Raw genomic sequence first — 23,516 nt, forward strand, 5'->3', positions numbered from 1 at the left:
AGAATAAATTCTCTGGCTAATAGCGCCAGAATTCATTCTAAGGAGGTTATTGGGACTGGTGCAAGTTCTGTTTGCGGACTCGCTAACGTCATTTGTACTTCCAATTAGTCCTTGCGCTGTAACTTTTAATTACGAATTACAAATTATTTGGTCAGCAATCAAGAGCTTACGATTGGGAGCATCCTACTCTGATGAGTTTCCCTTTCAACTTATAGGTAACTGGTTCACAAACAAAACCTCCTGATTTAGGCTGTACATAAGTCCGCGTAGGTGGTTTTTGTTTATTTAACTGCGATTTCCAATCGCCAGCTATTCTTTTCAAGATAGGATGCTTCCTTATAAACTCCGGGTCTGCAACAATATCATGAGGGCCCTTAACACTTACCTTGGCACTATTGATGTATATATTATAGTCATAAATCACATTAGTACTTTTCCACTTACTATTAACATTTTTGCCAGGAAAAGCATAGAGAATGTTATTTAAAATTTTGATGTCAGATGACTCATTAGCAAATATTTGTCCACCTGTAATCTCTGGACTTTGATTATTTAAAAACGCTGTGTTATTGACAATATCAACACGTTCACTTACGTATGTATGAATGCCTGAACCACCATTATTAAATGTGAGATTGTTTTTAACTAAAGTACGTCCTTTATATGCCTTCAATGTTGAGTTCTTATGGTTATTTCTTAAAGTATCAATAATAATGCCATTACCGTCCGTGATCGTCCCGGTTTTAATCCAGGGAATGTATTGTCGATTGTTGTATATCTTGTTATTCCTCACGAACATTTTATATCCTTGGTAGCTATCAAAGCTCCAATTATTCAACATCGAAATGCCACTGCAAGCATAAACGTTGTACCAGGCATTATCGAACACCACGTTATTATCTACTGTCACATAGTCCGATTCAATCGCTGAAATGCCTGCTCCTCCACACTTATGTACCTTGTTGTTGACAATACGAATATGGTGAGTATGACCATTTTTTCGTCCATCCACACTGATGCAGTTTCCATTCGTTAGTGGGTTGAGCCTGTTAGTCTTCTGACTCATAGCATAATCAAGGGTTACGTTAGCATTGTTTCCTATTACCTCAAGACCGTTTACTTCAATATATGACGCTCCATTGTGAATCAAAATCCCATGCCATCCATTGTGCTGAATTTTCGGCTTATGGCCAGGATATGCTTTAAACTTAATCCATGCATTTGCTGTTCCAGAGCGAGTAATAGATAATACATCCCCATTCGGGGTTGCATTTCTGTACACTCCGTTCATAATCAGTACGGTGTCCCCAGGCTTCGTAAGATTTGCCGCCTTTTGAATGGTTTTAAAGGGGGATGAGGAAGAAACTCCGCTATTTTTGTCGTTTCCAGTACCACTAACATAATATGTTTTCGGAGTCGCTTTAGTGCTGATTAGCTGGGGGCTGGATAGGACAATTTCCTTGTTAGTGGATACCTGAGGGACTTTTTCAACTACAGATAATTTTATCTTTTCTCCCTCTGCCAAAAGACTCAACACCACGGGAATTGCAAGATATACGCTTAAACTGAAACCTTGAATTACCACAAGAAAAGGCTCCTTGATCGGCGGTACTTAACAACAATATCGGTATCTTCAGTATTTTAAAATACTATTTGGCATAAAGGGTATGATAGAGCCGACTTTCCTAACTTCCCTGATTTTTATCTTGTCCATAAGCTTGCCAAGCCAAGTCTACCAATCCATCAACGATCGCAGCTGCCACAACTGCATTACCTTTGCGACTGTCAATTGTAATGTGAGGCACTAGAGAGTCTTGTAAGCGCCCCTTCGCTTCATCAACATTTACAAATCCCACTGGAGTCGCAATTATCAAAGCAGGTCTAATTTCCTCGGCTTCAATTAAATCCACTAGTGCTGTTAGTGCTGTTTGCGCTTGGCCCACCACAAAAATGCCCTCTGGATAACGCTTTGCTAAGGTTTCTATTCCCCATGCTGCCCGAGTTTTTTCTTTTTGAGGGCGTGTCAGTGCTTCCATGCTGCAATAGACCGGATTGGCAAAGGTGTTTTGAATTTCGTAGGCAATACCTACTTGTACCATTGGGACATCTACCACAATCGTAGTACGTGCAGCTAATGCTGCTGCTCCTGCTTGCAAGGCACGCTCAGAGAAACGAATCAAAGACTTATACTCAAAGTCAGCTGTAGAGTATATTACTCGACGCACAATTTCATACTCTGCGGGTGAAAAGACATGATTTTCAATTTCACTATCAATGATTGCTAAACTTTGAGCATCAGTTAGGTGCCATTCCATTTTTGTTGAGCTTCTCAAATATTAGCTTTCAGCTTATCAGCTTCAGAGAGTTAGGAGTTAGGAGTTATAAGTTAATTAAAAACTCATAACTCCTAACTCAGCACTCATAACTCATTACTGGAAGAAGGCCGACTGAAAACAGGAGATAGGTAAGCAACCAAGACACCAATGAGAAACCCAGAGATATTGCGAACTAGAGGTAACCAGTCGCTTGTGCGTGTCACTACTGGCCCAATGCCAAAGGCAAGAAATAAGATTCCCCACAAAGGTGAGAAAATTAAAGCCCATTGCCAAGCGAAAACTTGTCCTTTATCGCGGGGTTGAGCAGCAAATCCACAAATCACCCCACCAATCACTGAGGTAATCAAGGTGAGAATCCACTGCTCTCGTGGCAGTCCGGGGACAACATTGCAACCACCCTTGAGTAAACAGCCTTTAACCGATTCTAAGGCTTGCAAAATGGCTTGGTCTTCGCCTTGTTCGCGGACAAAGTACAAATTACCGAAGCGGGTTTGCAGTTCTATCCAGAACGTCCGGGGTAAAAGTTCATAAACAGCATCGCCGACACTAAAACTGAGGATGTTACCGCCACGAGAATCGGCAACTAGTAGAATGCTTTTGTCATCCAAACCCCAATATTTTATGACTGCCCGACCTGGGGTGCGGTCATACTGAGTCAATACTCGTAGTTTCCAGCCCGTATCGGCTTCAAACTGCTCTAAATCTTTGACAAGCTTTTCTTCTTGCAGGACAGGAAGAGATTTTGCTAAGTCTACAACTGGGGTAAAAGTGCTAGGAAGTAAGTCAGGATTGTCATAAGCCAGCGCTGGGGGAGAATGCATCACCCAAATTGACCCAGCCAGGAAAAATACTGCAATAGATACCAGAATTCGTCGCCAAAAACAAGATTGCATGGACGTTTTTATACAAATATCAACGGTAGAACTGAACAAGTTGTTTTAAAAGAGTACTGGAAAAGTGATACTTCTTTACACTTGTTTACTTTACTCTAATCTAAGGGATCAAAGCAAAGCGTTTTTGAGGAGTGGCAAATAGGGGATAGGAACTAGAAAATTCTCTAATCCTTACCAATCCTCTTGTCAAGAATTAAAAATTAAAAATTATTATTTATTTAGTTATTAATTATTTTTGAATTTCTAGAGAAGCTCCAGTGGCGGCTTGTCATCATTCGTCCATGTACAGGGTGCACCTTCAAAGGTGTAATCAGCGCATTCATCAGAGTGGTTCCGATGATACATGGTTTAGATATTGGTAGCTAATTTGAGATCCCAGGGCATGATTTTGGATTGGAGCAAAGCGACGATCAATCTTCATCATCAAAATTGGTTTCCCAGCTAGCGGCATCGCTGTAACCGTCATTAACGCGGTATATTTCTGCTTTGACCCGACGATTTTCTTGCCTGAGCACTTCTCGTTCTCGCAACGTTAGTGGTGGTTTTTCATTGCTTGGCAAGCGATCGCTTGTTCGCCTCGCGGGTTTTTGGCGTGTGAAGTTTCTCCAAGCAGCTTTCGCGCCCACAAAAATGCTGCGTGTACCTACTTGCAGATTTTGAGCCTGAATTCTTGCACTATCAAGGCTTTGATCGACTTGTTTTACGACTTTATTAGCACTTTTTACACTTTCAGTAACATCATCAGTTAAGTCAGTGATTTCCAAACCAGTCACACGGATTGCTTCTAGAGTGGGCGGTAACTCCCGCGAGAGTGTATCAAATAGCTTCTCTGCACTACGAGCAGCGCGTGCTAACTCCTGCAAAGCAGGTATTGCCGCCACTAAAACCGCAGTCAAACTTGTGGCGACTAAGAGTAAGGAAAGTCCCAACCAAAACAGGGGATCAATCACGGTTATGTCATTTATGAGCGTTCTAATTGCTGGGGAAGAGAATCTGAGTCTTCAACAGATGTTTGCCGCTTCAAGACTTGGCTTTCTCTCTGACTAGCATCTACACCTGCTGCGATCGCTTCTCGTAATCTATCTAAAGTCTCATCCCAGTTTCGCAGTGCGCTAGCAGAGAGACGATCTGCCTGGATTTGCACACTCGTTGATAAATCTTCTGCCAATTCTGGGATAGCATTAGCAGATTTTTTCAAAATTTTACGCGTTTCGCGCCCTGTGCGGGGAGCCGCAAGCAAACCGGTCAAAGCACCGATGGTAGCTCCCAGCATCAAACCGCCAATAAATACTCCAGAACGGTTATTAGACATCTTGTTGTTTCTCTCCTTACACCCATTTTAGGTGGGTTTTCTCTCCTTGCAAGACTCCACCGATTTTATTCAGTTAATCTATGGTGACAAAATATCAGCCAAAAATGTTGCTTTTATTCATAAGCTTACGAAAATAAAGCTGCCAGATTTGCCGTCCTAGCAAAAGGAGACTGATAATTTGCCGCACTTGTAGGATTTGCATTTGTAGCGCTTGATTTTTTTGCCGTAAGTTATAAATATTTTCCTGGCTGAGATAAATATTTTCAGGTGCTTTATTCAGTGCTGCATGGGTACAACTTTCATAGACAGTTAACCTATCTGATATGTATGCTAGCTGCTGCTTGAGTTGCCATACCCGCCAAGCCACATAAAATAGTATCAGCGAAACGAGGGTGTTAACGAGGATAACTAAAATTACCATTGTTTATCTTCACCAATATCAGCTTTGAGGAATTGTTCTATATACTTGACTTGGCTCTTATTTAATGATGAAGAAACTAAAGGCTCAAAATTCTGGCACATTCAGCCGGGATGATGGCAAGAAAGAGCAGTTAAATGATGCTGTGAGGGCTATTGAAAGGCTTTAATCGGTGAAAATTAGTGTAACAAAGGCTGATGCCTAAAAAATCGCCAATTCGCCAATTTTGTAACAACCATATGCTCACACCTCGCAAAACCACAGCTACAATTGCCTTAGATTCACGACTCGGTTTGCGAAATCAACCCGTATGCTCAATAAGCCCCAGCATTACTACGTTCTACTCCCTAATCTGATAATCCTAGTCAATTTGCGACCTTTGTGGGATGTAAGCACAATGGCATAGCCCCTTCAACAGACGGGAAGAGAACTACACTACACTCTTTACCGGAGCCTCCCCAGCATCACCTTTATTATTGTGCTCTTACCTCTACCAGTTTTCTAGTCTGTCGCATCAAGTTAACCAACATTTTGCCTGTAAACACCTCACTAGTGGTTCACCAAGCAAAAATTGCTAGATGTAGGCTGGTGAAAAAGAAAGTGGTCAAGGAGAGAGAGTTTATTAATTCCTCTTCCCTTATCTTTTACAATTTTCCCAGTCGAAGGCTTACTCATCTTCCTTTAACCTTTTCCTTGTTGAAAGCTTAACCCTAGTATTTCACTAGTTTGTTACTGATAATGATTATTTTTTCTATACATCCAGTAGGAGTTGAGGATGTCAAAAAAATTACCATCAACTAAATCCTTTCGAGCTATTTTTGTTGCCTTAACGATTGGATTTGTTGGGTGTGGAAATCAAACTGCAAGAACTACATTCACTCAAACTACCACCCAGGTAAATGAGAATCTTCCCCAAGTCGTAGCAACTACAAGTGTACTATGCGACTTAACCAGACAGGTTGCGGGGAATACTGTTAACCTTACCTGCTTGATTTCTCCTACTGCTGACCCCCAATTTTATAAACCAAAACCGGAAGATCGTAAAGCCATTGAGCAAGCTAATCTTATTCTCTATAGTGGCTATAATTTAGAACCAAATCTGATCAAATTAATTAAAGCAACTAAAAACACTGCACCGAAAATAGCTGTCGGACAACTTGCGGTGTCTAAGCCACAAAAATTCCAGAAAGGCGGTAAGAATGTAACTGATCCTCATCTTTGGCACAATACTAAGAATGCTATCAGGATGGTAGAGATAATTAATAGTAACCTGATCAAATTAGAATCTACTGATGCAGTGACTTATAACAGCAATACCAAAAAAATCACAAATGAACTTACTCAACTAGATAGCTGGATTAAGTCAAGAATTGCCACTATTCCTGCCAAACAACGCAAGTTGGTTACAACCTCTGATGCACTTGGCTATTACGCCAAAGCATACGGTATTCCATTAGCAGGGAGATTACAAGGTATTAGTACTGACGAAAATCTGAGAGATCAAAGAGGGAAAAATTTGGTTGCAAATATTAAACGGGCTAAAGTGTCAACAATTTTTCCTGAAGCAGTAATTAACCCTAATGTTCTTCAATCTGTAGCCAGAGAAGCCGAAGTGAAAATTTCTGATAGGAAGTTGTATGCTGAGGTACTTGGTGAACCCGGAAGCGAGGCGGACACTTATCAGAAAATGATGATTGCCAATACACGCACAATTGTAGAAGGGTTAGGAGGAACGTATTTAATGTTTCAAATGAAAGCTGCAAAGTAGCTATAAAATCAGTTTATTAATCTGATAAACCGAGCTTTTGTAGCTTAGATAAAATTCGGTTTATCAGATTAAATTTAGAAACCGAGAATGTGAATGCTATTTGTCTTTTAATCTGATATCAATAACAGTTGCATTGAAGTTGTAGTTAAAGCCTTCCAACTCAAATGGCATTCCAATTTTAACTTTACTACTACCTAGCACTAGTCCGCTTTCTGTGCTTTTGGCTTTACCTTCTAAGGTCAAAAGCATATCTGTACTAAAATTGTTGGTTTTTGGATCTGGCAATTCTTTAACAGTGCCATCAGGTTGGAAAACATTGACTGTTCGAGGTAGCTGTTGAACGGATTTAATCTCAATCTGTCCGTAGGGTTGATTGCGGATAATAACATTAGTTTTTCCGCCTTTTTTTAACCCGTTATTGAATAATTGCTCAGGATCGCGGACATTCAAACCACGAACTACTAAATCTACTTCTATGGGTACTATTTTCTCACCAACTTGGGCAACACCCAAGCTAGATAAGATGCTAGACGAGACGACAAATATAACTAGCAGAGTTACCAGCGCAGCACCTAAATCTAGAAGGTTGATTTTGCCGAACAAACGGCCTTTTGAATCTAAAATAGCCATAAAAACTTTTCCGAGGTAATAGCGAAGTAATTGATTGTAGCAAGAAGGCTTTCGATGGGAACGGCAATTTTCCCTATTTGGTAATAACTCAAAGCGGCTGGGCGTTAGGTTATGCGACAGTTTATCACGAGTTCGTGCGGCAGCTAACGCTCGAATTTTTGCCCGTTAGGACTGACGCACCAGAAAGTAATATCTAGTGTTTAAGCCTAACTCTAGAGGGAATCTTTAACTCCCCGCAATTCGGTAGATTTGCGTAAGCATTAGCTGGATCACAACTCCTTTGCTCTTGAGTTAAGAATGCAACTTAGAATACTCTAAATCCGTCTCATAATTTGTCTCATTTATGTTCTCCCGAAATAATCTTCAGAGCGTATTATGTTTAATTGGAAAGGTTTTGTTGCAAGTTACCGTGTGTGGCGGCGTCGCTGGTTTTATCCCCTAATTTCGGTGGTAGTCGCCCTGAGTCTGTGCCTGAGTACACCCTTGCCTGGAAGAACTTTAGACTTCTTGCCTCTTATATTGCAGGGAGTCCAGGTACTTCAGCTTTCTAATATATCCGATCGCCAGGAAAGTGATATTGGCAAGCAGATTAATCAGCAAATACTGGGGAGTCAAGTCAAACTTTACCGGAATTCTGAAGTTAATCGCTATGTTGAACAAATTGGTCGGCGTTTAGCAGCTAATAGCGATCGCCCCAACCTTCCCTTTACCTTCCAAGTAGTGGAAGATGATGCTATTAATGCCTTTGCAACTTTAGGAGGCTATGTATATGTCCACACAGGTTTGCTGAAAGCCGCAGATAATGAAGCAGAACTCGCAAGTGTTATTGCCCACGAAATTGGTCACATTGGCGGGAAACACCTGGTTAAACAGATGCGGCAAAAAGCGATCGCTAGCGGTTTAGCAACAGCAACTGGTTTAGATCGCAATACAGCTGTAGGCATTGGTGTAGAACTTGCTTTGAATCGTCCCCGCAGTCGTAGTGATGAATTTGATGCCGATCAAAGAGGGCTAAGAACTTTGACACGCGCTGGTTATGCCCAGTCTGGGATGGTTACTTTTATGCAAAAGCTGCTGAAAAAGGGTGGTTCTGTGCCGACATTTTTGAGTACGCACCCCGGAACCAGCGATCGCATTGAGGGTCTCAGACGTGCAATTAACTCTCAACCAAGTAACGGAAATTATGGGTTGGATAATGCTAGTTATAAAGCGAATATTCGACCATTAGCGCGGTCTTAATCCTACTGGGAAGCTACTGCGTTGGGCCGGCAATGTCCGGCTTGTACTCCTAGGTCGAAGCAAGCTACGCACAGCGTCTCCGGTAGGAGAAGCAACTGAAATTATTAGGAAAAGACTTTCTTTATCCCTTCATCTAACTGATCTCGGATGATGCTCATTTTTTGTTGCGGCGATCGACTTTGATTTTAGCTGGATCAATTCTGATCGCTACATCTTCTAAGGGCAAGGTACGAAGATAATTTTTATAGATGTTAACTTGATAAACCAAGTTATTCGTGACATCCAGTCCAGTCAACCAGCCACTCCGGGGATGATAAGCGCCAGTATCTATGTCTAGCCATCCCTCTCCTTGTGCCAATTTACCAGGAGAAACACCCGGCAGAGTAAAAGTAATGGTGTGACCGATGATAATTAGCTTATCTGGAAAATAGGGTTTTTCAATGCTGTGAAATTCCTCTCGTATCCAGCACAGTTCATCGGCAGTTTGTTTTGCCACCGACTTGGAAGGGTCAACACCAGCATGAGTTAACCAAATATCCCCCAAGTCGAGATATGTAGGCAAACTCTTGAACCAATCCAAATGGTCATCGGGGATTGGAGCCTCATGGTAACTGGCTACGGTAGCTTGCCCCCCACTGCACAACCATGCTTGCATAGTCGGGGAGGAAGTTCTTTCATTGGTCAGAATGTTTAATAACATCTGCTCATGATTTCCCAGCAAACATGAGTAGTTATGCCGCTTGACAAAATTAACTACTTGTGAACTATGAGGCCCACGATCAATTAAGTCTCCCAGAAAATAGATTTGATCGTCTGACATGGGGGCGATCGCCTCCAACAATGTCATCAAACCTTCATAGTGGCCATGCACATCCCCAATTACAATTCGTCTGGGGCTAGTTTCGCTCATTGTCTCTTAGCTTCAATAGTTTGGCTAATACTTCTGCTACAGTTTAAGCTGTCTGGTTTCCGTAATAGAAGGTAAAAATACTGAATAAGTTTTATTTTAATTTAATTATTCTCCCAGAAATAAAATTAATTTATGATGGCAATGGGTTGAAATGCATAGTCTTTAGTGCTAAGACAGAAAATCAGCAAATTTCATTCGCGTTGTTAGCTTAAAATTTAAGCTGTTGCTGTATTACTCACTTTCTATCTCAACAATGTCTAAGGATTTTTCTGCTGATATTAGTTCGCGCATCTGCAAGCATATGAATGATGATCATGCTGATGCCATAGTTCTTTATGCTAAGGCTTTTGGCGGTGTAACAGATGCGAACGCAGCACAAATGCTGTCAATTGATGCACAAGGTATGGATTTAACAGCGCAAGTGAATGGGGAAGGTGTGCCAGTTCGCATTCAGTTTGATCATGTTTTAGCAGATGCGGAAGATGCCCATCAAACTCTAATTGCGATGGTGAAGCAGGCGCGGGTGAAGGCAAAGTAGAAATTGGGCTAATTATTGTATGACTAATGTTGACTTCTTCTCTGCCTAAAGACAAGGAGATTTTAATATAGCGATCGCTTCCATTTGTTAAGGTTGTGATAGAGTCTCACAATCTTGTTTTTCTAAAGCAATCGTACTTATCAGAGCAACAACCAAATCTTAAAGATTGTATGCCTCAAATCAGTCGTGGGTATAAGCCCCGACTGCATTCATCTCCCTTACCTCTTCCTTTACCACTGCGGCATAAGACTTGGTTTGGATAATTTCAAGCTTCCAGTCTGAAGAATAATCAGGCAACTCATAACCAACACTCTTAATATGAGCCAACATCAACTCATCCCGTTGATGCCAAACTGCAAATATTTTCTCTCTGCCATCATAAAGCGTTTCTAGGTCGATTTGATAAACCTCATTTACCCGCTTCAGTTTCAAGCCCAACAAATTTAACAGTCGGCTGAGTATTTTTATTGCTGAAACCTGCTCTTTTTCGCCGACTAAGTTAATACCAAGCGCTCTTTTAATATGCTTACTATGCTGAAAAACAACATTTTTCAGCATTATCAAATCTGGATTACTCTCGGTAAATTCTCTTCCTGCTTCGAGAAACTGAAGCATTCCTAAGGCTCTCATCGCCTCAACTTTGAGCGTGTAAGTTTTTAAATCTGGTAGAAAAACTTTCCCTTCACCCCAAGACAATTGCTGATGCCATTCTTGCTGATCTCTGACGTGAAAATACTCGCTTTCGTGAGTTAGATAATAATGAATTAACAGTTGACGATAATATCCGTGATCATCCTGCAATTTCAGCCAAGGAGTAACTTCTACACCATACCTTTGTCTGAGAACATATTTATTGATTTGGTTGCGTTCTCCATCAGACAAGGAGTGCTTCACTAATAGCTGATCATGTTCTACATAATCGATATCTTTAGCATTAGCTACAGCAGTTGCTACAGATAGTTGATTTTGCTGCTTAATATCCTTAATTTTACGTTTAATTTCTTTGGCTTTTTGACGGCTTTGCGCCCAATCTTTTTGAACTTTGACAATTTCTAAAACTAATCTTCTGCGGGTAGCTAAATCATCAGCATCAGTTGCCAAAAACGCAAGGCGTAAATCTCGAATAATATTATTGTGAACAGCATTACTCCGCAACTGAATTTGATGCCCATCAGCAATCAAACCATCTTGCATCGATTGACGATAGAGGCGGATAGAGGCATTTACCCGTGCAGATAACTTAGCCCAAGTTCGCAAATGAATCGGGTCATGAACTAAAGGTAAATCCACATCTATTTTATGTAGTGGACTAAGCAAAGCTAAGTTTTCTTTTTGATTTTCTTGATACCAATCAGATAGCAAGCGATAATTTGTACTACCACTACCAATTAAGCCAATACCTCGTTTAGCGCACCAGACAACACGCGGCACATCATCCCGCACTCTCGCTAATGCTTGTCTTGCTTCCGAGTCAGGAATCACCCCTTGAAAAATGCCATAAACTCGGTCGAAATGTTGGACATCAATACTAATTCCTGTACCCAGACTAGGGGTAACAAAAACGCCGTCATATTCAGATATCTTTTGATTGATAGCTGCAATAAAATCAACGGCTGCATGGCCAGGTGTGTTTGTAGTGTGGCTACTAACGACCAAGGTTTTGGGAAATTGCCTTCGTAATTTTTGTAACCGCTCTTTCAGATAACGTTCAATTGTTTCACAACTGTAACGCCCAGCGCGACTATCGGTAGTAACATAACATTTACGTCCAGCAAGTAAATCTAATTCCAGTTGGTGAATTAGCGGTGTTGGGTTTGGCGAATCATAAAAAGTTACATCCCAACCATGCTGAGGTTTCCACTGGTTAAGAACTACCCAAGGTGTTAATTTGATTCCTGCTAATCCCTGTAAATATTCAAGTGACACATCTGATAAATCAGCATCTTGGGCAATGACTAAACCCCCAGTTGTTAAAACCGTAGAAATTAATTGCTGCAATAATCTTAATATTTTCACACGCTTGTGTTTACAAGTATTACTGTTTAATAGATGCCACAAAGACTGCTCTACTTCATCCAGAATTACTATTGCTCCCCGCCAGTTTTCCGGGTTAAGTTTCCAAATAGAATCAACGCACAATCCAAGAGAGTGTTGAGGAGAGAGAGAGCGGAGAATGGGAGGAGCGGGGGTAAGTGTTTTATCAATCCTTTTATCCCCATCTTCTTTATGTGTTCCCCATTGGATACCAATTTTTTCACACAAAAATTTTCCTAGTAGAATTCTGTGAGTAATTAATAAAACGGGTTGATTTCTAATTTTTGCCTGCTTAACAACGGCTTGCAGTGCTGTAGTTTTACCTGTTCCTTTTGCAGACTTTACTCCTATTAATCCAGAAGTTGGGAAAGGGATTTCACCTATATAAGGGCGATTCAAAGTGAGAGCAGCGGGAATAGTTAACTCAGTGTGGGGTTTGGTTTGAGCAAGATAAATTTCTAAATCAACACTTTGACGATAAACTTTATCGAAACTACTTGCACCTTTAGCAACGATAAACTCATCAACTCCTTTTTCTATTCCTGGAAGTTCGATAATTTTAACAGTGCATTTTTCTTGCTGAAATAAACAACCAAGTTGAGAAATAGCATTATTTACAGCAGCAATTGTTTTAGGTTGAGTTTCAAAATCAAAGCAAATATAAAAGCTACGTTTTGTAATTGCAAAGGCTGCTAAATCGGGAATCAACTGACGACGCGTAACTTTGCCAAATTCATCTTTGACAACCCGATAACCACTGGTAATTCCGGGAATAGCAATAGCTGCATATCCTTGTGTCAACAGTGTGGCTGCTTTCTTCACACCTTCGCAGAGAATGAGGGGAATGTTCTGTTGCATCACCCATTGCCAAAAGCCTCTAGCTTCACCATCGGCAGTAATGGTGATCTCGTCAGGCATGACCAGATTGTAACGTCCAGCGACTTGCTGCCACACTTGCAGCGTTACCCGCAAACAAAACACCCGCGTTGGTGTGCTGGGGGGATGCTCGTATTTGATGGACTTACCATTGTGATTTTGTCGGGGTTGGTTTGGCTTAAAGCATCCCCATTCCATCATTTGCCAATTATTTAAAGGGTCTAGCCCCGAACACCACCAGCCACCTTCAGTAATATGAGCATAACGCTGCAACCATGCAGCTTTCACCATTCCAGTATTGCTGCGGGGAAGTAGTTCAGAAATCAATAGGTACTCATAAGCAGTTACGCCTTGGAGTGACTTAAAATTGAGTTGCACTAAGTGTAAGTCTATACCACTACTCTTGACTAATTCCTCAAGGTGTTGGGGGTGTAAATAGTGCAGATGCATAGGAAAAGGTTTGAAGGGAAGTCAATGAGATTAAAACATTAACATGCATCTGCTTTTTTACTATAAGAGATATTGCGAGGCTTTTGTGATGCCTTTTTTACATTGTTATGGGAGACACATCGGTTAAGCCTCTAGTGGGTTATTCTGCCTATTAGATCCCCGAAGTAATAATTTTGTATTGTGATATTTGTTCGCAATTAATTTTTATTTATCAGTAAATTTCTGAGTTAAGGAATGCGATCGCTATAGGGTAACATCTTCATTTACTTCAGTAAAAACTTTATACTCAGCATCCACCTACTACCACGCATCATGTTTGGGGTGTGGCATCTCTTAATGAATCAAGATAAAAACCTCACTCCAAAGGTGGCTAAGAAAGGTTTGAGATAGCCAAGGCTATTAATTTTTCTTTCGCAAAAAAGGCTAATACAGATAACTTGACGTAACACTTTTACTCAAGTAGCACGGTAACTTCAAATTTTGATTGGAGGTAAAATAGACAACAACTTTCCAAACAAGTTCAATCTGCTTTATAAACCCTTTGCTTTTAGTTGCGAATGTAGGAAATATGGCTTTATACTTTTTGAGTATACCGTGTGCTTGTTTCATCACTGGCTATTTTTTATTAAAAAAAAGTAATAATGAAATCTCACATTTAGTAGCTGTATTTGCAGCTATCAGCCTGATTTTGGGTTTAATGTTAGCTCCTTGGCAGATTTTACTTCTACTATTAATTCTTATTCTCATCAGTACAAGCTACGAATACTACACAAGCAAGGTAGTCGACAGAGAAATACAATATCCACAACAGCCAGTTCCCAAATCTGAACCAGATTATAATTTGATCTACCGTGGGGCTTCCTATCATGCTGATCTTGATACTAAATCAAATGCAGTAAGTGTACCATTAGTAACCCATAAATTGAGTTTTAGGGGATGTACTTATTTTGTTTGCGCTGCTCCTAATACCCAATCGGCTGAAATCATTACACCACCAGTAACCTATAAATTGAGCTTTAGAGGAAGCACCTATTCTATAAACAGAACTGCACACAAAGAAATTAAATAGCAAAGAGTGTAGTAAAAGCAACTCAAATCATTTGTAAAGCATACGTAATTCAAAGCTGGACAAAAAAGCCTATTTTGAAAGATAGGGGCTATGAGTTACACTGTTCAGTAAAAATCGTGGCTGTAAGTATGGATTCTCTCAAAGAAAAGATTTTGGAGAAACTAGAACACCTCCCAGAAAATGCACAGCAGGAAGTTCTAGATTTTGTTGAGTTTTTAGAGTGGAGAAAGGAGAATCGTCAAGAATCTCAGTTATCTGTACTTAGTGAAGAATCTGATGCGGGATGGCTAGAGACTGACTTATCAAATTTGGGTAACTATGAACCTTATGATTGGCGACCTGGCGAACTAGATAAGGGTGTACCTGTTAAGTGTGTTCCTGGTAATAGCTATTTCAATAGTGATATCGAGCTTGAAGAAAATCAATTCGGTCATCACTTACTAGATAAACAATCCGGTGTTCTTGAGTAAGTCGCCGCGACCAAGCATTTGAATCTAAATATTTCAATGGTTCAGGTTTGCCAATACCTGTAAAAGGATCTCGCATAATCGCTTCAACCAAGTTAAAAGCGCGAAGCGCAGTTTTGCGGTTTGTCTCTACCCAATAGGCGAGGTCTTCCCGAAATTCTGGATGAAATACAGCATCTCGAACTTTATTGTCTTGAGGTTGGGTTTCATCCTTCTTCTTCGTCAATTCCCAACTCCTGACGTAGTTCGTTAATATTTTGAGGTTTTAAAGTTCTAGCTTTTGCTCTTTCCAAAGCAGTTAACAGACGAACTGCGTTTTTAGGTGAACGAAGTAAATGAGATGTTTCTAGTAAACTATCTAGTTCATCAACAGCAATTAGGGCGACGTTTTCGCCTTCTTGTCGAGTGATAATTACCACTTCTCTATCTGCAACTACTTGATTGCAGAGTTCGGCTAGGTTGTTACGAGCATCAGTCAAGTTTGTCTGCTTGGACATGGTGGGAGGTTTCCTAATGCTGTAGGCTTTACAAAACATAATAGCTTGGCTGGTTGGAGGCTCGTATCTTAGTTGCAATTATTTATGAACAGTGCTTAATATATTATAATGATTAATTTAACTTGACCAAAACAACTATACAGAGTAATTTCTTCATTATTCTCTAGCAATCCAAGAATAATTTTTTCTTCAGGCTTAATAAAGTCAACTGCTACTCCTCTTTCCCGAATTGTTGAATCCCAAAAGGAATCCTCTACGTCAGGTGTGATAAAATCTGCCGCTTGACCTATCTCTTGAAATTCTGAATTATAGAAAGAGCCAATTAATTCTAGTTTTGCTCCACTTTTAGGTGAAAAACTTAATTTTCCTGGAACTGTAATTTGTGGTTGGCTTGGAAGCCACCATTTTCCTGAACTAATAAATTCTTCCATATTTCTTAAATACTAAATTAGCTTTTGTCAACTATCATATAATTTGTTTCCTGAAATGTCTAAGCAAAAATTACTAACAATAAAAAAATGAATAGTGAAGAATAAACATTACCCCTCACCACTCACTTTTATTCACTAACTTCCAAAATTAAGTGCCCACAACTTCCTTCTCGGCGTACAACACCTCAGCGTTGATTTCTTTGAAACCGCGATCGCAATTAAATTTATTGGTGCTGCACTAAATTTATATTCTGTTACGTGAAATCATTGCTGAATAGGACGTAAAACTTCTAATTCACTAGGATGAGTTAAAACTTTGCCTAATGGCTCACTGAAATAAACAACTTGATAATTAGGTGCAAGTTCTGTTTGCAATACCTTCCAAAGACTAATTCCTTCTTCTTCAAAAGCCGCTTCAGCCTCTGCACTCAAATCTGGCGAGTTAGCAGGATCTTGCCAATTTAATGTTGCATTATAATCAGCCGCCCATTTTCTCAGATGGCTAATGGTTTCTTGACTGAGGGGCAGTTTTGCTGGATCGATATTACCAACCTTGTCAGTATCATAAGCGTCAGCAAAATCAAGCAATGGTAACAACTAATTATGTTGTTATTGAACTGGTGGCTTTGCTGAATAGCCCTTTACGCGTACCTCGTTCGCAGTTATTTAAATATGTAGAAGCTGTCAGAACTGCTCCTTATATCAACTTGATTTATATTGAACCAACAATAGATTCAGCAGCTTGGGAGCTACTCAAAACTAGAGAAGATAAAGCTTGGTCTTTGGTGGATAGCACTTCTTTTATAGTCATGCAACAGCTTGGCATTAAAGAGGCATTAACCACAGATCACCACTTTGAACAAGCTGGCTTTATTCGTCTGCTGAAGTCAGAATAAGTAATAATAAAAGGCATTCGTTAAGATATGCCCTTTATTATTAAAAATCGCTAACCCGTTAATCTACGCCCCGACAGCTTCCTTCGCGGCGTACAATACCTCAGCGTTGATTTCTTTGAAACCGCGATCGCGGGCAAATTTCTCAGTATTACGCTTCACTTTCCCGCGAACAAATCCAGGAATCTTATTCAATTCTACTTGACCATCTTTTGTCCAATTCAAATCAGAATCAGCAGAAATTCCCCTAGTAATAACTTCTTTGGTATCGTGACCACCGAAGATTTCTAACAGGTGATCTTCCATTCCCAAAGTGAAGGAATTGTAGATCAAATCTGTAATCTGATTTGTACCTTCGTAACCCATAAATGGTTTGTAACCAATGGGGAAGTTCTGCACGTGGATTGGTGCAGCAATTACGCCGCAAGGGATGTCTAAGCGTTTACCAACGTGGCGTTCCATTTGGGTGCCGAAAATGGCAGAGGGTTCAACGCGGGCGATCGCATCCCCAATTTCACCATGATCTTCGGAAATTAGCACTTCATCGCAATACTCGCTAACCTGTTCCCGGAACCAGTCTGCATCATATTTGCAGTAGGTTCCAGCCCAAACAACATGAATCCCCATTTCTCGCGCCAGAATCTTGGTAATGGCGGCGGCGTGCGTATTGTCACCAAATACCACAGCTTTTTTGCCAGTCAAGTTTTGACAGTCAATCGAACGGGAGAACCAAGCAGCCTGAGATACATGCAAGGTTTGCTCATTGATAAAGCCTTCGTAGTCAACTTCTGCACCTTGAGCGTTGATTACCTGCTGAATCTTGCGAATACAACGGGCAGTTTCCACTACACCCATTGGAGTAATGTCTATATAAGGTGTGCCAAATTGTTCTTCCAGGTAACGAGCGGTGGTTAAACCGAGTTCACGGTAAGGCACTAGGTTAAACCAGGCTTGGGACATCTTTTTCAAGTCATTCACCGAAGCACCTTCGGGAATTAAGGTATTTACCTCAATCCCCAAATCAGCCATCAGCCGTTTTAGTTCGGTGCAGTCATGATTGTTGTGGAAACCAAGGGTGGTAGTACCGATAATGTTAACGGATGGCTTTGCAGTTTTGCCCTCTGGCAATTCGCCCCGCTTCCGGGCTTTTTCAATGTAATATTGGACGATTTGATCCAAAGTGCGATCGGCGGCTTGCAGTTCGTTGTAGCGGTAGTGGTTCACATCCGCCAGCATTACGTCTCCTTTGGCTTCCAACTGCGATCGCTCAACAAAGTTGTGCAGGTCTTCTTGCAAAATGCTAGAGGTGCAGGTGGGAGTTAACACAATCAAATCTGGGTGTTCCTCGGCATCCTTGCGGATGATGTTATCTACCACCTTCTCTTGGGAGCCACGTGCCAAAACGTTGCGATCGACGACACTGGTTGTTACCGGAGTGAAATCCCTCTCCCGCGATAGCATGGAGCGCATGACGTTAAAGTAGTCATCGCCAATAGGGGCGTGCATGATCGCATGAACATTTTTAAAAGAGCTAGCGATTCGCAGAGTGCCGATGTGGGCTGGGCCTGCATACATCCAGTAAGCCAATTTCATGTTTGTGTTCTCCCTTTTCAATAGAAATAACACGGAGTCCAATAAGAGTGGACTATAAGTGCTTGATTATTATTAAATCGTTTCTGATTGTCTCAAAAGTTGTATCCCTGATGAAGTGAAGACTTGTAAGGATTTTACCTGTGGTGTATGGGTGTAGGTATGGCTCAAACCTTTTTCCTGATTGGAATCTAGCTTCTGAAGCTAACAATAATATTGTTACTTTTTTAAAATAAATCTTAATTTTTCGACCAATTTGTTTTAAATTTAGGAAAATGTGTTAATCATAACCAATAAATTTAGAAAATTTTTGTACAACTTCTTCAAAAATACAAACAGATTGTAGAGGATGTTTTTAAAGAATCAGGTTGTCTCAATATCCCCACTAATCCTCTTTAAACAAGGGGAAAAGGGGGAATAACACTAGCAGAATTTTTTCATTCGAGGGAATGGAAATTAATCTGGAGAGGTGTTAGTTATTGCCGAAAAATTTCTACTTTTTCTAACACTACATCTTGATTTGGACGATCTCTAGTCGTAGGTACATTGGCAATACGGTTGACTATATCCATACCTTCAATAACTTTACCAAAAACACTGTGTTTGCGGTCAAGATGAGGCGTTGGCCCTTCTGTAATGAACCATTGCGAACCATTAGTACCCCGTCCTGCATTTGCCATTGAGAGGATACCCGCACTAGAATGCTTTAATTCAGGATGAAACTCATCTTCAAATTGATATCCTGGGCCACCAGTGCCCCAGCGGTTAGCCATATCCGTATAACGACTAAGGGGATCGCCACACTGAATCATAAAATCAGGGATGACTCGGTGAAAGCGAACTCCATCGTATGCAGGAGTCCCCTTTTGAGATTGACCTGTCTTAGGGTCTTTCCAATCGATTGTCCCGGTTGCTAAACCTACGAAGTTTTTGACGGTGTTGGGGGTTTTGTCTTCCTCCAAACGAACTATAATTTGACCCAAGGAAGTAATTAAACGAGCGTGCAGTGTGCCTTCACCGGGAATATTAATTTCGGGAAAATTCATAAGGTATCCTATTTTGAAAACTGCCAGTTTTTGGACTACGATAAGCTTATCAGCATTCAAGTTACAGGTTTACAGATTGCGAAAAAACTGAACTAAGGAAACTTTAGAAAACGAATATTTTACTCTGGTAAATTAATCGCTGGATTCCGGCTAAAGAATCCTCTAGGGACTAGCTTAAAGCCAACTCTGTGAACAGGCATCACAGGCCAATCTTCCGATCGCGGAATATGAGTTACGCCCATTGTGTACCACAGCACGATATCTTCACCCATCAAGGATTCATCGTCTGCAATATATTTTGGCAAACCCTGTCCTGGTTGAGTCTGGTTGGGATAATCTCCCCCAGCATAAAGTTCAGTAGGTTTATATTTTGTTACCCAGACGTGGTGAGTTGCAAATTCTGCTCTTTGACGGATTTTCGAGCCTTCCACAGGCAAAAATATGGAGTTACCTCCAGGCATCAGCATATATCCAGGTGCAGCCCCTAGCGTATTTTTCTTATCTGCACTAACAATCATCCATTCTCGACTGCTTTTCATATCCAGATCGCGCACAGCAGCCGTTTCTTTTGTTAGTGGGTTTTCTGCAACTGCGATCGCATTTCCTAAAGGATTTTTCTCATCCATCGGCAAAGCTTTCACGTTCATTTCCATCACAGAATTAGCTTGACCATCGACATCGAAATCTAGGCGGTAGTTGAAAAAGTGTTGGTGATTCACCCCCACAATGTTTTTTGCGATCAATCGACCATAGGAATGATCGGCAGATTGATTTTCAGAAGCTGTTCCCTGCGCCAGTACGATACCCGTTAATTCATTTTGGACTTCCAAAGTCCCATCTTGGTGAAAGATCCAATTAATGCTGTAATCATAGTTGTCAATCGCCACCGTCATCGTCATGACTAATTCTCTACTGCGACGGACATCATTACGCTGAGTGCCATACTCATAGTGCTTCCAGAGCATACCGTTATTTCGCTCGTATATGCCGATAACTCCTGGCATGGCATAAGGTTCTCCGTCACCATTGGCAAACACAGCATCCAGCAAAAGACCATTTTCAGGAATTTCCTTACCTAACTCCATCGTAGTTGCTAGGGAACCAAAATTGTATTCCCCAACATCAAAGGCATTTCTGAATGACCAAGTGGGATCTGGATCGCCGTAAGGCACTACCGTCTCTGATAAGCTAGCGCGGTATAAAACTGGTCGGACATTTTCCCCATCGTTGTGTGTCACTTGGTACAGCACTAATCCACTGCGTGGATGCATTGCATAGCGAAATTTCCAACCTTGCCAGCTAATTTCATTGCCGTTGATCTGGAAACTTGCACCATTAGGTTGGAGAATCTTTAATGCTTTAAGTGGTGAAAGTAATTTACCCAAGGACTTTACATCGTAGTTCCAGTTTTCCTTGGAAAAAGGAACTATCCCTCTATCCACGAAACTGGAAATTTTACCTGTGTTCAAATTAACGGTTCCCAATATTCCTTCAATTGGACTGCCGTAATAATTCCAGTGTTGGCCCTTGTAGTAGAACAAACCCCGACAAAGACGGTTTCCTGCTGCTTCTTCCTGTTTACTTAGGATTCCTGGGGCCCAACAACTAATTTTGACTTGGTTGAAGTCTGTAATTCCCCGCTTTCGCATCGCTGTTTGCCATCGGGGATCGGATTTAAAAGCTTGAGATGCCAATTCATATTCTGAAGCGACGATCGCAGGTTGAACTGAGGGTATTTCTTTCCAAGAATTTAAGGTTTTGCTTGTTAGATCAACAATTGCTTCATAGGTTTTATTTAGCGTAGGACAGAGTCCTTGCCGCAGGCATCGCTCATAGATTACCAAAAAAGCTTTTCGCCCAAAAGCTTTACCAGGTGTAAATTTCAGAACTTCTTCTTTATCTGGTTCTTGTAAAGCAATAAGTGGAAAAGCAGCCATTTCGCTCAAAGTTTTTTCTCTTTTGATGACCGAAACGGCTGTACTAATTTCTGCCTCTGTTAACGAAGTGAGAGGATGGGAAATCGAAGGCTGTTGAGCCGTCAATATTCCCATTAGTCCCAGTGAGATAGAAATGACGACAATGATGGCAATAGGTAGCCACAAAAAATGCTTTAGCCGCTTAATCATCTTTTACATTTTTACAAAAGACTTATAGTTATCTATTTCCATGCCTAAGCCTGAAAACCGATAAATTAAGAGGCTAAAGCCAAATTAATTTGTTGATAGTTGGGGGGATTAGGAATTAGGGATTAAAGACTGGAGACTAGTGAAGAGTTTTCTTTTCCCATACCCAATGCCCAATGCCCTTAATTTAGGCAGAAACTAAACGGCGTAAAGATTCAGCACGACGTTTCGCAATAGAGTTATTTGGAGCAAACTTTAGTGCTTCTTCGTAAGTTTGTAACGCCTGAGTAGTTAACTTTTTTTTCTCGTAGGCGTGAGCAAGATTATTCAACCCTGTTACGTAGTCTGGTTTAGATTTCAAGGCTTCTTTATACTGACGAATTGCGAGGTCATATTGCTCTTGGATAAAATAAACATAACCCAGCCCGTTGTAAATAGGGGCAATATTTTCTTCTTCCTCTTCTTGGGCAGCCTTGAGAGCTTTTTGAAACAGTGCGATCGCTTGAGAATACAGTTTTTTGTCTGAATAAATACTGGCTAACTCATAATATTCTTGAGTCGTACCCTTTTCTTTCTCTAACTTCTTTCGCAATCTTGCAAAGGAGCCTTCAATCTTACGAGTTTTGAAAATCTGGCGAAAAACACCCACGGCTGCAATTGTGAGTATAACCACCAAAACTGAGAGATAAACAACGGCTAGACTGTTATCCATTGCTGCAAATACAAATATTAAAAGTTGTTTCTCTATCTATTATCAGCCTATTGCCCTTTGTCATTTGTGAATGACTAATGACTAATGACCAACTTACGGTAAGCCCCAATATTGAACACGTTGCTGAAGCCAACCTTCTGCTAAGTAACGAGCGATCGCTTCATTCACATTTCGTCTTAACTTATCGTACTGCAATCCCTTGGGCATCACTACAGACAAGGGTTCAGTTGATAGCTTAATTGGCAGTAAGCGATATTGGGGATATTGTTGCACCCAACCGCTCAGAACGCTAGCATCTGCGGCAAAGGCAAAAGCTGCATTACTTTCTATTTTCTCTCGCGCTTCTTGATATGAATTCACTCCTACCAACTCGGCGTTTGACACATAGTACCGCACTTGAGCAATGGTGCTGGAGTTATTCAGTACAGCAATTTTTTGTTTTGCCAAATCACTTAACTGCTGTACAGAGGTATCTTTTGTAACTAATACAGTGCTATCCAAATAGTAGGGAACACTGAAACTAACTATGCGGCTGCGAGATTCAGTTGCTGTTACCCTAGCGATCGCAAAATCAACTTTCTTGTCTAAGACTACAGACAAGCGATCGCGATTCGCTACAGGTTTAAATTTTACAGCCTCGGCTTTACCAACTAAGTCAAGTGCCAATTGGTGTGCCAAGTCAATTTCTAAGCCTTGCAAATTACCGTTAGCATCTCTAAATCCCAACGGACGCAAGTTATCTTTAACGGCAACAGTTAGATAGCCCCGCTGCTCAATTTCTGGCATTTCGGCAGCAGATGCAGTTAATCCTGTCCCCACTATAGAAAAGCAAGATATCCAAAAAATAGTGGCGGATAATACCAGATGTAACCGAGTAATTTCTTGCCATCTGTTACATCCGTTATACATCCGTTGCCACCTTTATCCTTTAGCTTGATTTGCTAGTTCAGCAACTTTGCCAAAGCTAGCTGGATCGAGGACTGCTAATTGTGCCAACATCTTGCGATTTAGTTGGATATCAGCTTTTTTCAAGTTACCGATCAACTGGCTGTAGCTCAAGCCGTGTTGCCTTGAAGCAGCGTTGATCCGGGTGATCCAGAGACGGCGAAAATCGCGCTTTTTCTTTTTGCGATCGCGGTAGGCACTCCGTAGTGCCTTCATCACTTGTTGGTTGGCAGTTCTAAACAGAGTTGAGTGAGAACCGCGAAAACCTTTAGCTAGTTTGAGAATTTTATTGCGGCGCTTCCGAGCTACATTACCGCGTTTTACCCGAGTCATAACTTA

Annotated in this window: 25 protein-coding genes; 6 read left to right on the forward strand and 19 right to left on the reverse strand. The window is 41.0% G+C overall.

Annotation, left to right across the window (positions count from 1 at the left end; all coding sequences use genetic code 11):
- Positions 1-166 precede the first annotated feature (166 nt).
- From H6G92_RS19845 to H6G92_RS19870, 6 genes are all read right to left on the reverse strand, one after another.
- Entirely contained in the window at positions 167-1,585 is a 1,419-nt protein-coding gene (locus H6G92_RS19845; RefSeq protein WP_190895315.1) for a DUF1565 domain-containing protein, read from the reverse strand.
- Between the two features lie 100 nt (positions 1,586-1,685).
- On the reverse strand, positions 1,686-2,315 hold the full coding sequence (locus H6G92_RS19850; RefSeq protein ID WP_190895316.1) for a precorrin-8X methylmutase: 630 nt from the start codon (positions 2,313-2,315) through the stop codon (positions 1,686-1,688).
- 104 nt (positions 2,316-2,419) lie between these two features.
- A complete protein-coding gene (locus H6G92_RS19855) occupies positions 2,420-3,229 on the reverse strand; it encodes a TPM domain-containing protein (protein WP_190895317.1) in 810 nt (269 codons plus the stop codon).
- Positions 3,230-3,639: 410 nt separating this feature from the next.
- Positions 3,640-4,179, reverse strand: coding sequence for a DUF948 domain-containing protein (locus tag H6G92_RS19860; protein ID WP_190895318.1), 540 nt, complete (start codon positions 4,177-4,179; stop codon positions 3,640-3,642).
- Positions 4,180-4,190: 11 nt separating this feature from the next.
- Positions 4,191-4,541, reverse strand: a complete 351-nt coding sequence (locus H6G92_RS19865) for a YtxH domain-containing protein (protein ID WP_190895319.1) — start codon at positions 4,539-4,541, stop codon at positions 4,191-4,193.
- 94 nt (positions 4,542-4,635) lie between these two features.
- Positions 4,636-4,962: a hypothetical protein gene (locus tag H6G92_RS19870; protein WP_190895320.1), complete on the reverse strand. Its 327-nt coding sequence runs from the start codon at positions 4,960-4,962 to the stop codon at positions 4,636-4,638.
- Positions 4,963-5,734: 772 nt separating this feature from the next.
- Here H6G92_RS19870 and H6G92_RS19875 point away from each other — a divergent pair.
- A complete protein-coding gene (locus H6G92_RS19875; protein ID WP_190895321.1) occupies positions 5,735-6,727 on the forward strand; it encodes a metal ABC transporter solute-binding protein, Zn/Mn family in 993 nt (330 codons plus the stop codon).
- A gap of 96 nt (positions 6,728-6,823) precedes the next feature.
- Here H6G92_RS19875 and H6G92_RS19880 read toward each other — a convergent pair whose 3' ends face one another.
- Complete coding sequence (locus tag H6G92_RS19880; RefSeq protein ID WP_190895322.1) at positions 6,824-7,357, reverse strand: DUF4330 domain-containing protein; 534 nt, start codon at positions 7,355-7,357, stop codon at positions 6,824-6,826.
- A 375-nt stretch (positions 7,358-7,732) separates the two neighbouring features.
- Between H6G92_RS19880 and H6G92_RS19885 the strand changes: the two genes are divergently transcribed.
- Positions 7,733-8,596, forward strand: coding sequence for a M48 family metallopeptidase (locus tag H6G92_RS19885; RefSeq protein WP_190895323.1), 864 nt, complete (start codon positions 7,733-7,735; stop codon positions 8,594-8,596).
- A 154-nt stretch (positions 8,597-8,750) separates the two neighbouring features.
- On the opposite strand, the gene H6G92_RS19890 is transcribed toward H6G92_RS19885, so the two are convergent.
- Positions 8,751-9,506, reverse strand: coding sequence for a metallophosphoesterase family protein (locus H6G92_RS19890; protein ID WP_190895324.1), 756 nt, complete (start codon positions 9,504-9,506; stop codon positions 8,751-8,753).
- A gap of 253 nt (positions 9,507-9,759) precedes the next feature.
- Here H6G92_RS19890 and H6G92_RS19895 point away from each other — a divergent pair, with 253 nt between their 5' ends.
- Positions 9,760-10,044 carry a DUF2470 domain-containing protein gene (locus H6G92_RS19895; RefSeq protein WP_190895325.1) on the forward strand — a complete coding sequence of 95 codons (285 nt, stop codon included), beginning with the start codon at positions 9,760-9,762 and terminating at the stop codon, positions 10,042-10,044.
- Positions 10,045-10,224: 180 nt separating this feature from the next.
- On the opposite strand, the gene H6G92_RS19900 is transcribed toward H6G92_RS19895, so the two are convergent.
- Positions 10,225-13,404 (reverse strand): plasmid replication protein, CyRepA1 family, encoded by a 3,180-nt coding sequence (locus H6G92_RS19900; RefSeq protein ID WP_190895326.1) that lies wholly within the window; start codon positions 13,402-13,404, stop codon positions 10,225-10,227.
- Positions 13,405-13,972: 568 nt separating this feature from the next.
- Here H6G92_RS19900 and H6G92_RS19905 point away from each other — a divergent pair.
- Both H6G92_RS19905 and H6G92_RS19910 read left to right on the forward strand, forming a co-directional pair.
- Positions 13,973-14,473, forward strand: a complete 501-nt coding sequence (locus H6G92_RS19905; RefSeq protein WP_190895327.1) for a DUF4278 domain-containing protein — start codon at positions 13,973-13,975, stop codon at positions 14,471-14,473.
- Between the two features lie 116 nt (positions 14,474-14,589).
- Complete coding sequence (locus H6G92_RS19910; RefSeq protein ID WP_190895328.1) at positions 14,590-14,943, forward strand: DUF2281 domain-containing protein; 354 nt, start codon at positions 14,590-14,592, stop codon at positions 14,941-14,943.
- Here H6G92_RS19910 and H6G92_RS19915 read toward each other — a convergent pair.
- From H6G92_RS19915 to H6G92_RS19930, 4 genes are all read right to left on the reverse strand, one after another.
- On the reverse strand, positions 14,867-15,166 hold the full coding sequence (locus H6G92_RS19915; RefSeq protein ID WP_190895329.1) for a Txe/YoeB family addiction module toxin: 300 nt from the start codon (positions 15,164-15,166) through the stop codon (positions 14,867-14,869). The two genes, H6G92_RS19910 and H6G92_RS19915, sit on opposite strands and share 77 nt — an antisense overlap.
- Positions 15,147-15,437, reverse strand: coding sequence for a type II toxin-antitoxin system Phd/YefM family antitoxin (locus H6G92_RS19920; RefSeq protein WP_190895330.1), 291 nt, complete (start codon positions 15,435-15,437; stop codon positions 15,147-15,149). The genes H6G92_RS19915 and H6G92_RS19920 overlap by 20 nt, the downstream gene beginning before the upstream one ends.
- 95 nt (positions 15,438-15,532) lie before the next feature.
- Positions 15,533-15,868: an ApeA N-terminal domain 1-containing protein gene (locus tag H6G92_RS19925; protein ID WP_190895331.1), complete on the reverse strand. Its 336-nt coding sequence runs from the start codon at positions 15,866-15,868 to the stop codon at positions 15,533-15,535.
- Positions 15,869-16,132: 264 nt separating this feature from the next.
- Positions 16,133-16,456 (reverse strand): hypothetical protein, encoded by a 324-nt coding sequence (locus tag H6G92_RS19930; RefSeq protein ID WP_242059237.1) that lies wholly within the window; start codon positions 16,454-16,456, stop codon positions 16,133-16,135.
- On the opposite strand from H6G92_RS19930, the gene H6G92_RS19935 reads away from it, so the two are divergent.
- Entirely contained in the window at positions 16,456-16,764 is a 309-nt protein-coding gene (locus H6G92_RS19935; protein ID WP_190895333.1) for a type II toxin-antitoxin system VapC family toxin, read from the forward strand. The genes H6G92_RS19930 and H6G92_RS19935 overlap by 1 nt on opposite strands.
- Positions 16,765-16,827: 63 nt before the next feature.
- Here the strand turns inward: H6G92_RS19935 and bchB are convergent, their stop codons facing one another.
- The 6 genes from bchB to rplT form a co-directional block, all read right to left on the reverse strand.
- Positions 16,828-18,354 carry a ferredoxin:protochlorophyllide reductase (ATP-dependent) subunit B gene (gene bchB / locus H6G92_RS19940; protein WP_190895334.1) on the reverse strand — a complete coding sequence of 509 codons (1,527 nt, stop codon included), beginning with the start codon at positions 18,352-18,354 and terminating at the stop codon, positions 16,828-16,830.
- Between the two features lie 473 nt (positions 18,355-18,827).
- Positions 18,828-19,397 (reverse strand): peptidylprolyl isomerase, encoded by a 570-nt coding sequence (locus H6G92_RS19945; protein ID WP_190895335.1) that lies wholly within the window; start codon positions 19,395-19,397, stop codon positions 18,828-18,830.
- A gap of 119 nt (positions 19,398-19,516) precedes the next feature.
- Complete coding sequence (locus tag H6G92_RS19950) at positions 19,517-21,523, reverse strand: primary-amine oxidase (protein ID WP_190895336.1); 2,007 nt, start codon at positions 21,521-21,523, stop codon at positions 19,517-19,519.
- A 184-nt stretch (positions 21,524-21,707) separates the two neighbouring features.
- Positions 21,708-22,232: a tetratricopeptide repeat protein gene (locus H6G92_RS19955; RefSeq protein WP_190895337.1), complete on the reverse strand. Its 525-nt coding sequence runs from the start codon at positions 22,230-22,232 to the stop codon at positions 21,708-21,710.
- A gap of 93 nt (positions 22,233-22,325) precedes the next feature.
- Positions 22,326-23,141, reverse strand: a complete 816-nt coding sequence (locus tag H6G92_RS19960; protein ID WP_190895338.1) for a transporter substrate-binding domain-containing protein — start codon at positions 23,139-23,141, stop codon at positions 22,326-22,328.
- Positions 23,142-23,153: 12 nt separating this feature from the next.
- A complete protein-coding gene (gene rplT / locus H6G92_RS19965) occupies positions 23,154-23,510 on the reverse strand; it encodes a 50S ribosomal protein L20 (RefSeq protein ID WP_069069781.1) in 357 nt (118 codons plus the stop codon).
- Positions 23,511-23,516 lie beyond the last annotated feature (6 nt).

The organism is Nostoc foliaceum FACHB-393 (genome assembly GCF_014698505.1).
GTDB lineage: Bacteria > Cyanobacteriota > Cyanobacteriia > Cyanobacteriales > Nostocaceae > Nostoc > Nostoc foliaceum_A.

Coding starts and splice junctions, on each gene's coding strand:
- H6G92_RS19890 (WP_190895324.1), bottom strand. CDS start 9,506: ATGAGCGAAACTAGCCCCAGACGAATTGTAATTGGGGATGTGCATGGC.
- H6G92_RS19895 (WP_190895325.1), top strand. CDS start 9,760: ATGTCTAAGGATTTTTCTGCTGATATTAGTTCGCGCATCTGCAAGCAT.
- H6G92_RS19960 (WP_190895338.1), bottom strand. CDS start 23,141: ATGTATAACGGATGTAACAGATGGCAAGAAATTACTCGGTTACATCTG.
- H6G92_RS19875 (WP_190895321.1), top strand. CDS start 5,735: ATGTCAAAAAAATTACCATCAACTAAATCCTTTCGAGCTATTTTTGTT.
- H6G92_RS19935 (WP_190895333.1), top strand. CDS start 16,456: ATGGTAACAACTAATTATGTTGTTATTGAACTGGTGGCTTTGCTGAAT.
- H6G92_RS19870 (WP_190895320.1), bottom strand. CDS start 4,962: ATGGTAATTTTAGTTATCCTCGTTAACACCCTCGTTTCGCTGATACTA.
- H6G92_RS19865 (WP_190895319.1), bottom strand. CDS start 4,541: ATGTCTAATAACCGTTCTGGAGTATTTATTGGCGGTTTGATGCTGGGA.
- H6G92_RS19950 (WP_190895336.1), bottom strand. CDS start 21,523: ATGATTAAGCGGCTAAAGCATTTTTTGTGGCTACCTATTGCCATCATT.
- rplT (WP_069069781.1), bottom strand. CDS start 23,510: ATGACTCGGGTAAAACGCGGTAATGTAGCTCGGAAGCGCCGCAATAAA.
- H6G92_RS19850 (WP_190895316.1), bottom strand. CDS start 2,315: ATGGAATGGCACCTAACTGATGCTCAAAGTTTAGCAATCATTGATAGT.
- H6G92_RS19925 (WP_190895331.1), bottom strand. CDS start 15,868: ATGGAAGAATTTATTAGTTCAGGAAAATGGTGGCTTCCAAGCCAACCA.
- H6G92_RS19900 (WP_190895326.1), bottom strand. CDS start 13,404: ATGCATCTGCACTATTTACACCCCCAACACCTTGAGGAATTAGTCAAG.
- H6G92_RS19920 (WP_190895330.1), bottom strand. CDS start 15,437: ATGTCCAAGCAGACAAACTTGACTGATGCTCGTAACAACCTAGCCGAA.
- bchB (WP_190895334.1), bottom strand. CDS start 18,354: ATGAAATTGGCTTACTGGATGTATGCAGGCCCAGCCCACATCGGCACT.
- H6G92_RS19885 (WP_190895323.1), top strand. CDS start 7,733: ATGTTTAATTGGAAAGGTTTTGTTGCAAGTTACCGTGTGTGGCGGCGT.
- H6G92_RS19855 (WP_190895317.1), bottom strand. CDS start 3,229: ATGCAATCTTGTTTTTGGCGACGAATTCTGGTATCTATTGCAGTATTT.
- H6G92_RS19955 (WP_190895337.1), bottom strand. CDS start 22,232: ATGGATAACAGTCTAGCCGTTGTTTATCTCTCAGTTTTGGTGGTTATA.
- H6G92_RS19945 (WP_190895335.1), bottom strand. CDS start 19,397: ATGAATTTTCCCGAAATTAATATTCCCGGTGAAGGCACACTGCACGCT.
- H6G92_RS19905 (WP_190895327.1), top strand. CDS start 13,973: ATGGCTTTATACTTTTTGAGTATACCGTGTGCTTGTTTCATCACTGGC.
- H6G92_RS19880 (WP_190895322.1), bottom strand. CDS start 7,357: ATGGCTATTTTAGATTCAAAAGGCCGTTTGTTCGGCAAAATCAACCTT.